This window comes from Micromonospora sp. NPDC003944, from assembly GCF_053605225.1.
Map to the genome: position 1 here is coordinate 1 of NZ_JBSGIV010000006.1, position 14,373 is coordinate 14,373.

The 14,373-nt window shown below is 71.6% G+C and carries 10 protein-coding genes; 8 read left to right on the top strand and 2 right to left on the bottom strand.

Annotated elements, in window-relative coordinates; all coding sequences use genetic code 11:
* Both ACWER9_RS04350 and ACWER9_RS04355 read right to left on the bottom strand, forming a co-directional pair.
* Positions 1-2,772: ATP-binding protein (locus tag ACWER9_RS04350; RefSeq protein ID WP_452300426.1), on the bottom strand; the 2,772-nt coding region annotated here is incomplete at its 3' end.
* Positions 2,769-6,944, bottom strand: coding sequence for a glycoside hydrolase family 9 protein (locus ACWER9_RS04355; protein WP_452300427.1), 4,176 nt, complete (start codon positions 6,942-6,944; stop codon positions 2,769-2,771). The genes ACWER9_RS04355 and ACWER9_RS04350, both read right to left, overlap by 4 nt.
* 346 nt (positions 6,945-7,290) lie before the next feature.
* Here ACWER9_RS04355 and ACWER9_RS04360 point away from each other — a divergent pair, with 346 nt between their 5' ends.
* The 8 genes from ACWER9_RS04360 to ACWER9_RS04395 all read left to right on the top strand — a co-directional run bounded on the left by ACWER9_RS04360 (position 7,291) and on the right by ACWER9_RS04395 (position 14,311).
* Positions 7,291-8,829 (top strand): ricin-type beta-trefoil lectin domain protein, encoded by a 1,539-nt coding sequence (locus ACWER9_RS04360; RefSeq protein ID WP_452300428.1) that lies wholly within the window; start codon positions 7,291-7,293, stop codon positions 8,827-8,829.
* A 132-nt stretch (positions 8,830-8,961) separates the two neighbouring features.
* The gene (locus ACWER9_RS04365; protein WP_452300429.1) at positions 8,962-9,249 is read left to right on the top strand and encodes a hypothetical protein; all 288 of its coding nucleotides are present in this window, start codon (positions 8,962-8,964) and stop codon (positions 9,247-9,249) included.
* A gap of 41 nt (positions 9,250-9,290) precedes the next feature.
* On the top strand, positions 9,291-9,572 hold the full coding sequence (locus tag ACWER9_RS04370; RefSeq protein WP_452300430.1) for a hypothetical protein: 282 nt from the start codon (positions 9,291-9,293) through the stop codon (positions 9,570-9,572).
* Positions 9,573-9,652: 80 nt separating this feature from the next.
* The gene (locus tag ACWER9_RS04375) at positions 9,653-10,339 is read left to right on the top strand and encodes a hypothetical protein (protein WP_452300431.1); all 687 of its coding nucleotides are present in this window, start codon (positions 9,653-9,655) and stop codon (positions 10,337-10,339) included.
* A gap of 3 nt (positions 10,340-10,342) precedes the next feature.
* Complete coding sequence (locus ACWER9_RS04380) at positions 10,343-12,790, top strand: hypothetical protein (protein ID WP_452300432.1); 2,448 nt, start codon at positions 10,343-10,345, stop codon at positions 12,788-12,790.
* Positions 12,787-13,542: a hypothetical protein gene (locus tag ACWER9_RS04385; protein ID WP_452300433.1), complete on the top strand. Its 756-nt coding sequence runs from the start codon at positions 12,787-12,789 to the stop codon at positions 13,540-13,542. Before ACWER9_RS04380 ends, ACWER9_RS04385 begins: the two co-directional genes overlap by 4 nt.
* Positions 13,542-13,994: a YbaB/EbfC family nucleoid-associated protein gene (locus ACWER9_RS04390; protein WP_452300434.1), complete on the top strand. Its 453-nt coding sequence runs from the start codon at positions 13,542-13,544 to the stop codon at positions 13,992-13,994. Before ACWER9_RS04385 ends, ACWER9_RS04390 begins: the two co-directional genes overlap by 1 nt.
* Positions 13,994-14,311, top strand: coding sequence for a WXG100 family type VII secretion target (locus ACWER9_RS04395; RefSeq protein WP_452300435.1), 318 nt, complete (start codon positions 13,994-13,996; stop codon positions 14,309-14,311). The genes ACWER9_RS04390 and ACWER9_RS04395 overlap by 1 nt, the downstream gene beginning before the upstream one ends.
* Positions 14,312-14,373 lie beyond the last annotated feature (62 nt).

A 14,373-nucleotide genomic window follows, 5' to 3' on the forward strand; every position in this document is an offset into this window, starting at 1 on the left:
CCGGCGGGTGAGGAACAAACTCTGCGCGATGTCCGGCGTCGACCGACCCGCCGCGACAAGCATGGCGACCCTGCGCTCGGTGGGGGTCAGCGCGTCCCAGCCGTGTCCGGCCCGTCTGCTGCGGGCACCCCGCACCCCACGCCGAACTCCTCGACTGCGCAGCCTGGCCTCGGCCCGGCGGATGTCCCAGGTAGCGCCGAACCCGCCGTACAGGTCGACCGCCTCGTTCAGGGCGGTCCGCGCCTGCGCCGTGTCGCCCCTCTCGGCCAGGACGACGGCGAGATCCTCGAGCGTCCCGGCGAGTTCCACCGGCACCCCGCCCGCCCGGTAGTGGGCCACGGCCAAACGAAGTGTCCCCGGGTCGCCGCCGTGCAGGCCGCGACACCTGTCGGCGGACGCGGCGGCTCGGGCCGGCACCTGTTCCGCCGCCGCCTCGGCCAGGCAGGCCCGCACCCCGGCCTCCGCCGCCGACCGGTCGCCGACCGCCAGAGCGAGTCGGACGAACCGGGGCAGCCACTGGTGGGTCAGGGTCATCTCGCCCGGCCGCCGGTCGAGAAGACCGCCCAGATGGTCCAGCGCCACCCGCAGGTCGCCGTCCTGCTCGGCGGCGAGGGACCGCGCCACGAGCAGGAAGTCGATGTTCTCCCGGTCGGCGACGGTCACCACCGGGCGGTCGAATCCCGCTCGAAGGTGGGCGGCGGCCCGGGCCCGCTCGCCCCGGTGGCCGGCGATGAGCGCGGACACCCCGTACCAGAGCCGCCCCGGGCTGCCTTCGCGTAGCCCACGGTACGTCGACGCGGAGGTGTCCTGCGCGACCGCGTCGAGTTCGGCCACGGCGTCGTCCCACCGGCCCAGCCAGAACAGCAACACGGCGGCGGTCACCCCGGCGGTCGTGTCGTCCGTGCGGTTGGCCGTCCGCAGAAAGTCCCGGGCATCCCGCAGCGCCGCCTCCGCGTCCGACCAGCGGCTGAGGTTCTGCAACGAGAAGATCCGCCCGTGCAGGACGAACGCCCTCAGGTCGACGTGGTCGGCGACCGGGCCCAGCGCCTCGATCGCCCGCTCGATGCTGTCCAGGGCCAGCCGGTGCTGCCGCCGCACCGAGTGACCGGCCCAGAGACCGGTCAGCGCGTACGCCGTCGCGAAGGCGTCTCCGGTCGCGGCCGCCGTCCGCAGCGCGTCCCGAGCGGTGGCGTCAGCCCCCGCCAGGTCCCCGGATCCTGCCCGCTGAAACATCGCCAGCGAGGCGAGCAGCCGGGCCCGCCAAGCGTCGGGTAGATCGACGTCGGCGAGGGCCCGGTGCAGGTCGGCCAGTGCCGCGTCGTTGTGCCCGCCACTGAACAGCGCACGGGCGAGCATCCAGTGCAGGTGTCCGCGGTCGTCCGGGTCGACGACCAGTCCCAGGGTCTGCCGTACCCGGTGCGCGGCCTCCTCGTGGTCGCCGCTGGCGATGAGGGCTCGTGCCAGGTTCATGCCGAGCGCCACTCCGTCGGCCTCGTCACCCGGGTCGTGGTCCACCTCCCGACGGAGCACCTCGGCCGCGAGGTGCGGCGCCCCACCCGCAAGTGCCGCTCCGGCCTCGGCCAGCCACCGCCGCGCCCAGCGGTCCCCGACGACGCCCGAGGTGAGGAGGTGCTGGGCCACGCGCTGCGGCTCGACGCTCGCGGCGTCCAGCGCCCGTGCCACGTCCAGGTGCAGTGCGGAGCGCAGCGCGGCCGGCATCCCGTCGTAGAGGGCCTGCCGGAGCAACGGGTGCCGGAACCGCATCCGGGGACCGGCCTCGACCAGGATGCCTGCCGTCATCGCCTCCTGGAGGTCGGCGGTGAAGTCGATCGCCGGGCGGCCGAGCAGCGCGGCGAGGTCGGTGACCGCGAACTCACCGCCGAGCAGCGCCGCCGCCCGCATCAGCTCGATGGTGTCGGCCGGAACGGAACTCAGTCTGCCCTCCAGGGTCGCGGCCAACGACCTCGGCAGCACACCGTCAGCCGATCGACGCACGTCGGCCTGTGTGCCGATGTCGACCAGGTCCTCACGCACCAGTGACTCGACAAGTTCCCGCAGGATGAGCGGATTGCCGGCCGCCTCAGCGGCGAGTCGGACGAGCCCCGCCCCGGGTGGCGCGTCCACAAGTGCGGCGAGCAGGTCGCGGACGGCTTCCGGGCCGAGGGGACCGAGCGGGATGCGGACCACGTCCGGCCGGCGTGCGACGTCGCGCAGCCGCCGCACGGCCGACCGGTGCACGCCGGGGCGGTACGCGAGGACAAGCAGTAACGGCAGGTGTGCGGCGACCGAAGCCAGCCGGCGGCACACGTCGAGGGACGCGTCGTCGGCCCACTGCACGTCGTCGACGACGAGCATCATCGGGCCGGCGGTGCACAACTCGTCGACAAGGGCGACGACCATCTCCGCGGCCGCCGCCGCGTGGGCGGCGTCGGCGAGGTCGAGGGCGGACCGTCTGTCGCGCAGAAACGCCGCTATCCGCGCCCGGCGCGGATCGCTCGACCGCGGCCCGATCCCCAGGCAGTCCAGGAGTACGCCGAGCAGGGGCGGGTGAGCGAGCTGGTCGGCGAGGCCCTCCGCGGTCTGGCAACCCTCCTGCGCGGCGAGGTGCAGGCCCGCCGCGACCACCGACGATTTGCCGATCCCCGGCTCACCCTCGACCCAGACCACGGTGCCGGTACCGTCTCGCAGCCGGTGCACGGCGTCCCGCAGCACCGCGATCTCGGACGCCCGTCCGACGAGCAGGCTCGCGGAACCGGCCGGCCTTTCGATCATCGACGGCCGGCCACATCGGCCGCGAAGGCCGCCACCCAGGTCAACGCGGAGTTCCAGTTGATGGTGATCTCGTTGACCGACCAGGCCTCGAGATTGTCCACGTAGCAGAGCTGCGGGGCGCACCCGTGCAACCAACTCGCCGAGAGCGGGTCCTGGAGGCTGGAGTTGGGCCCACCCGCGACCGACCCCACCGGCGGGTTCGGCAACCGGGCGTCGAACGATCTCGCGTACCACCGGCTGTGCTGGTTCTCCGCGTCGTTGCTGCCGTAGCCGGTGACGTACGACTGCCCGAGGGCGTTGCGGCCCAGCAGGTAGTCGAGGCCCTCGAAGACGGCGTCGGCGTACCTGGCGTTGCCGGTGAGGTCGTAGGCGGTCGCCAGGACGACCTGGTTGTTCAGCATGGACGCGTTCGAGCCCCAGTCGTAGCGACCCGTGGTGGGGGAGTACGTCTGCCCGAAACGCTCGGCCTTCTGAAACGACATCAACCGGTCCGCGGCGGCGACCACCCACCCCTTGATTTGCTCGCGGTCGCTCAGGTCGGTGCCGAAGCGCGCCAGGTCGAGTTGAGCCAACGCGGCCACCGAGCCCCAGTAGAAGCCGTTCTGGCTGAAGGCCGCACCGGCGGTGTGGAACCGGCTGACCCGGACGGCGGTCAGGTAGGTGCCGTCCCGGGTGGTCAGGTACAGCTCGGCCGCGGCCCAGTAGAACTCGTCGGAGACGTCCCCGTCGTTGTAGGGCCCCCCGCCGCTGCGGTCCTCGTACGGTGCGAAGAGCGCCGGGTTGGCCCGGGCCGCAGCGTACGCGCGTTCGGCCGCCACGCGCAGCCGGGCGGCGAAGCCGGCGTCGTACGGCTGGTAGATCCTCGCCGCCTGGGCCGCGACGGCGGCCAGGTTCAGGGTGGCCGCGGTCGACGGCCGGTGCAGTTCCCGTGGTTTCTTGTCCTGGTGCGGCAGCATCGGCGGTCCGGTCCAGGTCTCGTCGTGCACCTTGTGGTGGACCATGCCGGCCAGCGGCAGACCGTCCGGCACCTGCATCTTCAGCATGAAGTCGAGGTTCCAGCGGGCCTCGTCGAGGATGTCCGGAACGCCGTTGCCGCGTTCCGGCACGGCCAGGGTGCCGTCGCCGAGCGCTGCCGGCCGGTTGCGTTCCCACGTCGACAGGAGCTGGTACGTGGCGATGCCACCGTTGACGACGTACTTGCCGTGGTCACCGGCATCGTACCAACCGCCGGTGACGTCGAGCCGGTAGGAGCAGGTCCAGTTGTTCAGGAACGACTTTGGCCGCTGGCAGGGCACCTGGGTGTCGCCGCCGTTCGGCGAGTCCGCGACGTGCCCGGCCGGGCGGGCGTACGCCGTCCCGGCGATGCCCCCGTCGATCGCGATCCCACTGCGGTTGGTGTAGAAGAACCGCGTCGCGTCGGCGCGCAGCCGGTCGTACAGGTCCGCGCGGATGTCGAACGGGTGACTGGGCCGGTCGACCCAGCCGTCGTACACCAGCTCGAACCGGCCAGTCGTCGTGACGTGGCTGAAGTCGATGACGTGGGTGTTGGCGCTTGCCGACGCGTCGAAGCCAGTCGGGGTGGTCCGACCCGTCGCCACCGTCGCGCCGCCGCCGGCCCGGCGCAGCGTCCACGGCACGGCGTAGGACGCGCCGTACAGCAACGTCGCCCGTTTGGGCCCGTTGGGCAGGTAGCCGTGCTGGTTCACCTTGAGGTCCGGCCCGGCGTCGGCCCGGTACGCGTACTCGGCGCCGGTGAGCGTCACGTCGTCCATGCAGAACTCGTACGGTGTGCTCGACTTGCCGAGCCGGAACTGGAGCTGGGCCAACCGGTACGGCTCCGGGTAGGTCGTGGTGATGCTGTACTCGTAGTCCTTCCAGGCGGTGCCGGTGGTGAAGCCCCTGTTCAGGTACGTGACGTTCGTCGGGTTGTCGAAGGGCGCGAGGTAGATCAGCGGGTTCGCCAGCGTGTTGGTGCGGGCGCGGAACCGCAGCGTGTACGTGGCGCCGCCGGGCAGGTAGATGCTGTTGTGCCCGACCAGGACGTCCCACGGGTTGGTGGACGCGGGCGCGGTCACGCAGAAGGTCCCGACCTCCACTTTCGGCGTCATCCCCGCGTTGGTCCACCACGGCTTGTCCGTGCCGGTGAACGTGCTGTTCTGCAACAGCCGACCGTCGAGCTGCGGTCGCGGTGGCCCACCCCCGTACGCCGGCAGCGTTCCCGCCGGCAGGTCCTGCCCGCCGCCCTGGCCGGGCTGTCCCGGGCCGGGATCCGCGCTGCCGTACCGGGGCAGCAGCCAACCGTCGAGGCCGCCGGAGGCGGCGCTGACCAGGACGAAGTCGCCGATCAGGTCGGCGTTGAGGTCGGCGAACAGGCCGGTGGTGCCGGCGAACGGGCCATCGTCACGGATCGGGCCCAGTGACCGCCAGCCGGTCGTCGCGCTCCACGGTGCGCCGGTGTTCTCCCAGGCCTGCACTTTGCCGCTGGGGTAGTCGACGCGCAGCACGTCGGCCCGGCGGTCACCTGTGACATCCGTGAACGACGTCTGGTAATAGCCGTCGGCGGGGGTCGCGAAGCCGCTGACCGAGTGCCAGTCTCCCGGCACCGGCGTCCGGCCCTGGGACCGGTTCTCCCAGAGGCTGGCGTGACTCAGCCGATCCGAGTTGATCAGGTCGTCGTCTCCGTCGCCGTCGATGTCGACGAAGCGCGGGTCCTCGTAGCGCAGGTCGTTGGCCACGGTGGTGGGGGCGCCCCATCGTTTCTGCGCGCCGTCGGACTCGTTGCGGGACATCCAGATGGCCCGGGTTCCGGTGGGCGACTCGTCAGCGGTCAGCAACCGGAGGTAGTCGTCCCGGTCGTCGCCGTCGAGGTCGCCGAAGTGCACCGTGCTGGGCAGACCCCGGTCCGGCGGGCTGATGTCACCGAGGGCGGTCCAGGTGGATCGGGGGCCGTTGTTGCGCCACGCCGGTATCCGACCGTCGGGCTGAACGATGACGTGGTCGGCGTCGCCGTCGCCGTCGAGGTCGGGGAAGTGGGTCTCCGAGCCGGCCGGGGCAGCGTCCCGGAACTCCCCGATCGGGTCCCAGCGCGGGCCGATGCCGTTGCGGGGCTCCGGTCGCCACTGGTAGAAGTCCTGCGCGACCACCAGCCGCGATCCGAGAGCGTTTGCGGAGGGTTGCAGGGAGCCGCCGAGCCCGGGCGTGAAGATCTGCCCGTCCTTGAACTGCCACCGGGACACCTCTGCCTGCTCCGAGCAGAGGGTGCTGCCGGTACTCCGGGAGTTCGCGTCCCAGGACAGGCACCGCTCGGTCGCCGGGTCGGCCTGCGGCCAGGCGAGCTGGTACTGGCCTCCAGCCGTGCTGAAGCGCACCTGAAGGGCCTCGTCGAGGCTGCCGCGCGGCGTCCTGACGTGTGGTCCGATGTCGTCGCCGTCGTTCGTCTTCGACGCGATCACCGCGTTCTCCAGATGACGGGCGAAGAAGCGGTACGTGTCACCGGGGACCGGGGCGTAGCAGTCCCGCTCGGCGGTCGTCCGGGGCGCGAGGCCACCGCTGGAGCCGCAGCCGGCGTTCACGACGTAACGGACGTACCAGTGGTCAGAGGTTTGGCCGTGACGCTCGGCGTTGATGGTGTTGTTGTTCCCGTTGCTGGCATAGGCGAAGTCCAGCTCGCTGCCGCCCTCGTGGGTGGGCTGGCCCGACGCGACCATGTGGCTCTGCAACGCGGCCGGCATCCGTGCCGGGTCCTGGTTGAAGTCGGCGAGCACCATCCATTCGCCGGTGGGGCGACCGGCCATGAACTGCCGAGCCGTCTCGATGATGTCGGGGGCGTCGTTGGCACTGTTCGGACCGTTGGACTGCGCGTGGGCGGTGAAGTACCAGTCGGTGCCGATCTGGACGCCCATCATCGGCCGCGAGTCGAACCGCGAATGCACCGGCAGGATCACGGCGTCGGTCACCGTCTCCCGGGTGACGATGGCCAGGCCGTTGCGTTGCTGACCGGTGTCGGCCCAGTAGATCTGCAGCAGGTCCGGGCGGCTTTCCGAGCCGATGTTGTACAGATGCTCGGTGATGCCGGCATCGGCGAATCGCCGATCGGTCCACACCGCCCGGTCGGGCGGTCTGCTGCCCGCCTCCTGGAGCGCGGCGACCTGCACCCCTTCCTCGAGGAACATCCGCTGTATACCGGTCAACCACCGCGACGCCGACGGCCCTTCCCCCCCTTGGTGCTGGCCATGCATGTTCCAGGACGCGGTGACCCGGTCCTGCGGGGCCGCCACCGCCGGTGTCTTCGGTTCGATTGCGGACAACAGTGTCGCCGCCGCCGTCGCCGCGATGATCGTGGCCAACCGTTTGCGTGCAAAGCCCACGTCAGATCCTCCAGAACTCGGACACAGAGACCATGCGGTAGCGGGGCCCGACATCGCATCGGTAAGAATTGCCTATCCCTTGGTGCGCGGTGAACCGACCGGGGCCGGATCTCGTTGCAGATGGGTGGCGTCGTCGTCAGGAGGACCGAACGTGCGGGTTGCTGGGCTGAGCCGACGTGGTCGTGGCTGGGTTGCCGGCCTGGCCGCGGTCGGTGTCGCCGCTGCCGTGGGCGTCGGCATGATCGCCTACGCCGGTCAGGACGAGCTGGTCGGGCAACCACTCTCCGACGAGCAGATGTCGGCCGTGCTGGCGGCGGGGCACGCCTGCCCGATGCTCTCCTCGGCCCGGATCGCCGGGCAGTTGATGGCCGAGTCCAATCTGGATGTGAACGCGACCCGCACAGTGTCCGGTGGCAGCGGCCTCGCCGGACTGAACGACCGGCAGTGGCAGCGGTGGGCGCCGTGGCAGGGCGCCGAGCGGACGGACCCGGTGGCCACGGTTGCCGCGCTGTCGCACCTGATGTGCCAACTCGGCGCGGAGATCCGGCAGGCCGGCGTCAAGGGCGACCCGTGGCGGCTGGCGCTGGCCGGCTTCCAGGCCGGCGTGCCCGCGGTGACCAGGGCTGGCGGGGCACCCGACACAGCGTCGGAGTACGTGCGGCGGGCCGCCGGCTACGCGACCTACTACCAGGGTCTTCCCCACTTCGCCGCAGCCGGTGTGGCCGCGCTCGGGGTCCGAACGATTGCCGACGCCGTCCCACTTCCCGACGCGCTCGTCGCCCCGATCGCCCGTGCCGGCCGGCGTTGCCCGCAGCTCCCCGCCGCCGCGCTCGCCGGGCAGCTGATGGCGGTGTCCGGCCTGCGCACCGACGGTTCGGGGGGCATCGCTGCGGTACCCCCGAAGCTCTGGCAGAAGTACGCGCCCGCGAACGCGTCACAGGCCGACACCGAGGACGCGATCGGCGTGCTCGGTGCGGTCATGTGCCAACTGACCCGGGAGCTGGACGGACTTCCGGGTGACCCGTACCTGCTCGCGCTCGCCGCCTGGCAATCCAGCGAGGACACCGTCCGCCGGGCCGGCGGCATCCCGGACGCGATGACCCAGTCGTTCGTGGAACGGGTCCGCCGCTACACCGACTACTACCGGCTCGACACCCGCCTCGGCGCGGTTCCCGGCACCCCGTCACCGACGCCGTCGGTGTCCCGTACCCCGTCGGTTTCTCCGTCGGTCTCCCCGGCGCGGCCGACGGCTGCGCCGCCCAGTCCGTCGCGGAAGCCGTCGACACCCACGCCGACGCCGAGCCGGAAACCCTCCGGGACGATGTTCGCGCACGAACGGTCGAGGCAGTGCCTGGACGCGGGAGCGGCCACCAACCTGCTCGCCTCCCGGGTCGAGCCGTGCGACCCGGACAAGGTGTCGCAGCGGTGGAACGTGCGGTCGGACTCCACGATCCGGTCCGCTCGCAGCGGGCTCTGCCTCGACGTGAACGACAGCGGCGTCACCGACGGCACCATCGTGCAGACCGCCACCTGCAACGGCGCCGCCACCCAGCGCTGGACGGTCCGCGACAACGCCGTGATCAGCGTGGTGAACGGCGGCATGTGCCTGGACATCGGCTGGGATCTGGCGACCACGGCCATCTGGACCTGCGTCTACGACGACGACCAGACGTGGCGGCCGATCACCTGATCGACCGCCCTCCGGCGAGGTGAGGGAAATCCCCGCAGAACGGCCCGCGAGCCTTCCGGGCGGTCCCGCGCCCGCCCGCCGACTGGTTGTCTACCGGTGCCAACGATCACCGGCGCACAGGAGGCAGTCAGCATGGCGATCACCGACATCACCCCGGCCGACGTCGAGATGGCGGCCGACAACCACCAGGCCGCGGAACAGGACCTGGACGGGCAACGCAAGGGTCTCGACACCACTGTCAACGACCTCTACGCGGCCAACGCCGGCGAACTCATGGAGAAGCTGAACACCCTCCAGGACGCGTGGAGCCTGGACATGCGCGGAATCCTCGATCTGCTCGTCGACTGCGAGGTGTTCCTGCGCGACTGCAAGAAGGAGCTGGAGCGGCTCAACCAGGAGCAGGGCAGCGCCCTCGTCTGATCGTCGTCGTCCCCCGCAGACCCCGAGAAGGAGCTTCCCCCATGTCGGATTACATCAAGTACGACTACGACTCCATGGACGTCGCCTACGACGAGATGAAGCGCATCAGCGACGCCGTGATCGCCCAGTTGGACGTCCTTCAGCAGGAGGCGCAGAGGGTCCTCGCCTTCAACGGTGACTACGTCATCAACTACGACCAGAAGGCACAGAAGGTCCGCGACGGAATCACCGAGCTGAACGACGTCACGCTCAAGCGGAGCAACGATCTGGCCGAGCGGTTCGCCGACTACCAGGCGACCGACAAGAAGCTCGGCGCCCGGTAGACCGCGGGGGCGGCGGGGAGTTCCTCCGCCGCCGCCCGCACCGCGCGACGCACCCACCGGCCCGGAAAGGAGCAGTGAGCATGGCCAGCTCGGACAGCACCGAGATCGACCTCGCGGCGTTGCGCGACGCGGCGAGACAGATCGAGGATCTGATGACCGACAGCAGCATGACGATCTTCGAGACGGCGGCGGACACCAGCGCCCTGGAGGCCGGCAAGCTCGACGCCGCCCAGTGGCTCGAGGCCATGGTCGCCGACCGGGGGGCCGGCCTGCGCCAGCACGCCCTCGACCTACAGGCGTCCTTCGAGGCGCTCGGCACACGGCTGCGCACCATCGCCGACATCTTCGAGCAGCAGGACCAGGCGAACGCCGACTCGCTGCAGGGCAAGGCCGTCGACGAGATCGCAGCGTGGACCGGCTCGGTCGGCGGCCTCACCATCCCGCCCGCCGACGGCGAGGAGACCTACGACACCGGCGACAACGTCAACCGCGACGGCGCGCGCCTCGGCTTCGAGGTCGACCCGATGACCGGCGAGGCGAGGAAGGCCGACGACGGCACCATCGCGGTCACCCTGCCGGCACCCGAGGACCTGAACGTCAGCGTCTTCCCGGACACCTCCATCACCCCGGAGGTGCTCTTCACCGACACCGATGTGCTCGACTTCGACTACGAGGGCGGGTTCTTCACCGACGGCGCGAACAACCAGGCGGTGCCGCAGAGCACCAGCTTCACCACGAACGTCGCGCCCGAGGACGACGAGAAGTAGGCCATGCCCGAGGATTCGGTCGGCTCACTCCAGACGCCCGCCCCCCGTGGGCAGACGTTCGCCTCGCTGCACGTGTGGACGGACCTGCAGCCGTACGTCAGCGAACTGGTGGACAACACGGCGGAGACCGGCAACGCCTGGCACGACGCGGGTGCCGCCTTCGACAAGGCCGCCGCCGAACTCGCCCGCATCAACGACGAGTTCGACCGGATCAAGACGGCACTGGACCCGGGCTTCGTCGGCAAGGCCGGCGACGCCTTCCAGGAACGCACCACGGAACTGCTCAACCACAGCCGGGCCGTCCACGACCGGCTGGAGGGGTACGGGCAGCTGGTCGGCGACGTCGGACACGACATCAAGGTGTTCGCCACCGCCTTCTGGGAGGCGGTGGAGACGTTCCACCAGCTCACCGACCAGCAGGAGGAGCTGTTCGAGCAGGCGGTGTACAACGCGTACAACGCGGTCGAGATGTCGCCACCGGCGGACATGTTGCAGAAGGCACGCGACGCGGCGTACCAGATGGTCGAGCAGAACATCATGATGCCGCACATGCGGCAGCTGCTGATGACGCTCAGCGACAAGTACGTCATCAAGGGCGAGGCGTTGGACCCGTTGGAGATCACCCCGCCGAACGTGTTCACCAGCGCGGCGGCGGACGACTCGTCCTCGGCGAACGATGACGATTCCTCGTCGAACAACGATGACGACTCCTCGGTGTCGGACGACGATGACGATTCCTCGTCGAACGACGACGACTCCTCCTCGTCGAACGACGACTCCTCGTCGAACGACGACGACGACTCCTCGTCGAACGACGACTCCTCGTCGGACAGCGACGACGAGCGGGACACGGCCGAGTCGGTGGCGAACGACGCGATCGACGATCTGGAGGACGCCGCGCGGGACAGCGGCCTCGACGGGTCGACGGGTGGCTCGTCCGGCGGTGGCCTCGGCGACGGCGTGTTGAACAGCGACGGCTCAGGGGCGGGTGGCGGCGACGGTGCCGCCGAGCGGCAGGCTGACCTGCAGAACGCACAGAAGGCGGCGAACGACGCCATCGACAGCCTGTCGAACCCCGCCGGCGGCACGTCCGGCAGCGGTGGGGCACCGAGCGGGGAGACCTCCGGCGCCGGCGCGGGCGGCGGTATGCCAGGAATGGGCAGCGGCGGCAGCCCCGGGTCCGGCAGCTCGGGTGGCGGCAAGGGCAGCGGCAGCGGGCCCGGCAGCGGCAGCAGTCCGGGCAGCGGCGGTGGCAGTCCCGGCGGCGGCATGCCGGGCGGCGGGTCGGGCAGCCCCGGGGGCGGCAAGAGCAGCGGCGGCGGTGCCGACCAGGCCCGCCAGAAGGCGTTGGACGACGCGCAGAAGGCGGCCAACGACGCGATCGAGGGTTTGCAGTCGGCCGGCGGTGGCATGCCGGGTGGCGGCTCCCCGGGCGGCGGCCTGCCGACCGAATCCTCCGGCCCGTCGAGCGGCGGCAGCGGGCCCGGCACGGGCGGCGGGCAGCCGTCCGAGGCAGCCCGGCAGCAGGCCCTGAACGACGCGAAGAAGGCCGCCGACGACGCGATCGCCGACCTGTCGGGTAAGCCCGGCGCCGGTGCAGAGCGTCAGCAGGCGCTCGACGACGCCCGGGAAGCCGCGGACAAGGCCATCGAGGACCTGCTGGGTGAGGGCGGCGCGAGCACCCCCGGAGAGGCGGTGCGGGACGCCAGGGACGCGGCCGTTGACGCCATCGACGACCTGTTGGAGGAGAACGAGGCCAGTGACGCGGATCCGGAGTCCAAGGAACAGCGCCGCGAGGCGTTGGAGGACGCCCGGGACGCGCTCGACGACAGTCTGGAGGAGATGGCCCGCTCGGCGAGCACCGTCGACCCGGAGGACGCCCGGCACGACGACGCCGTCCGCGCGGCCCGGGAGGCGGTCGACGCCGCGATCGACGACCTGATCGAGGACGCCGAGGCGCAACCGGGCGAGAGCGCCGAGGAGAAGGCCCGGATCGAGGCGCTGGAGGATGCCCGGGACAGCGCGGGCGAGGCCCTCGACGACCTGATCGCGGAGAACGGCGTCCACACCGGGGACGGTCGGTCGACAAGCCTCGCCGACTTCCTCAGCGGGGCACGCTCCGGTGGCGGCGGCGGCTCGGGCACGTCGGGCGGGCTGGGCTCGGCCGGCGGCGGGGGCCCGTCGGGCGGGTCCGGCGGTGTGGGCACCGCCGGGAGTCCGTTCACCGACCTCCGCCCGGCGGTTCCGGCGACGGCGGTGGCCGGACCGAACGGCCCGACCGTCGACCCGTCCGCCGGGCAGGGCATGCCGATGATGCCGCCGATGGGCCAGGGCCACGGCCAACAGCCGACCCGCGACCGGGAGCGCAGCATCTGGTTGGAGGGCGACGACGAAGCCTGGCAGGAGAACGGCGACGGGGCGTCCGCCGAGGCGATCGGTCGGCCGTCGTGACCGTCATCGTGCTGGAGGAGGCGGTCGCGCGGCTGAGCCGTACCCCGCCCGCGGTGCTCTACGCCGCCGCGGACCGCTTCGAGGACCGGCGCCAGACCTTCGCGGAACTCGCCGACCGGTTCCGTCGTGCCGTGCGAGACGCCGAGGACGCCTGCCGGATGACCGGATCCTCGTCCGCCGGGGCGGTATCACCTGCGCACGTCACGGCGGTGCTCGACCAGCTCGCCGCGACGGACTTCGCGAGCGCACTGCGCCGGGCCGGTGACTCGGTGGCCGACGCCCGCGACCGGCTTGGCGAACTGGTCGCCCGCCAGGCCGCGGACCCACAGGCGCGACCCGACACGTACGACGTACAGGGTCAGGTCGTCCTCTCGTCCGCCGGGGCGGCGCTGCTGCGGGCCGGGCAGGACCTCCCGCCGCCACCTCCGGTCACCGCGACCGGGCGGGAGCTGACCGGGCCGCCGGCATCCCGCGGCGTCGAGTTGTTCGCCAGCGACCTGGACCCGGACCGGGACGCCCCGCCCGGCCCGCCCGGTGGCGGTTCTCCGGGCGCGGGAGCGCCCATGATGCCGATGATGCCGATGCACGGGATGGGCATGGGCATGGGCGCGGTCGGCACCCAACAGCGCGAACGGCGCGTGGTCGTCCCCGCGCCGGTCGACCCCGGCCCCTGGGCCGAACCGTCGGATGGCTGGGGAACCCCCGGACGCGCTCGGCCTTCGACACCCGTACGCCCCGAGAGGAGCCCGTGATGACCGACAGCCGGCAGCTTGGCGACGCGACAGCCGGCTTCGAGGCCGCCTTGCAGACGCTCGCCGAGGAACGGGAACGGCTCGGGCGCATGCACGAGCGGATGGCACAGGGTACGACGACCACGTCGAAGGACCGGACACTCTCGGTCGTCACGAACGGCCGCGGCGAGATCCTCAAGCTGACCTTCAACAACACCCGGTACCGGCAGATGGCGCCGGCCGAGCTGGCCTCGCTCGTCACCGAGACGATCGCGGCGGCCCGCACCGAGTCGCTGGCCCAGCTCGCCGACGTCGGTGACGAGGTGCTGCCCGGCATCTCGTTGAGGGATCTGGCCGGCGGTGAGGTCGACCTGGAACGAATGGTGAGCAGCTTCCTCGGTGCCTCACTGGACGTCCTGCCGCCGGGCGCGGTGTCCGCGGCCGACCAGGCGCGGCTGCGAGGGGAGAGCTGATGTCCGAGATCACCTCCGCGGACGTACCGGGCGTGCGCGGCATGGCCGACCGACTCGGGACGAGCGGCCAGCGGCTTGGTGAGGCGCTCACGGCGTTGCAGCGCGACCTCGATGCCGTGTACGGATGCTGGGGCGACGACGCGTCCGGCAAGGCCTTCGCGAACAACTACGTCGGGCCCGCCGACCAGCAGCTCGCCGACATCTCCTCCACTGTCGAGACCCTCGGCGCGGTCGCCGACAACCTGCGTTTCATCGCCGACGCGTTCCAGCAGCTCGACGCCCAGGGCGGCGGCGTGTTGGAGCTGCGGAGCGAGTAGCAGAAGGCGCGGAGGACCAGATGGCGGAGGAATCCGGGCCCGGGGTCGTCGACCTGCCCCCC

What these genes read in the sequence shown, in the direction of transcription:
- ACWER9_RS04395 (WP_452300435.1), top strand. Translation starts at nt 13,994, where the DNA reads ATGTCCGAGATCACCTCCGCGGACGTACCGGGCGTGCGCGGCATGGCC.
- ACWER9_RS04375 (WP_452300431.1), top strand. Translation starts at nt 9,653, where the DNA reads ATGGCCAGCTCGGACAGCACCGAGATCGACCTCGCGGCGTTGCGCGAC.
- ACWER9_RS04355 (WP_452300427.1), bottom strand. Translation starts at nt 6,944, where the DNA reads ATGTTCCTCGAGGAAGGGGTGCAGGTCGCCGCGCTCCAGGAGGCGGGC.
- ACWER9_RS04390 (WP_452300434.1), top strand. Translation starts at nt 13,542, where the DNA reads ATGACCGACAGCCGGCAGCTTGGCGACGCGACAGCCGGCTTCGAGGCC.
- ACWER9_RS04365 (WP_452300429.1), top strand. Translation starts at nt 8,962, where the DNA reads ATGGCGATCACCGACATCACCCCGGCCGACGTCGAGATGGCGGCCGAC.
- ACWER9_RS04380 (WP_452300432.1), top strand. Translation starts at nt 10,343, where the DNA reads ATGCCCGAGGATTCGGTCGGCTCACTCCAGACGCCCGCCCCCCGTGGG.
- ACWER9_RS04370 (WP_452300430.1), top strand. Translation starts at nt 9,291, where the DNA reads ATGTCGGATTACATCAAGTACGACTACGACTCCATGGACGTCGCCTAC.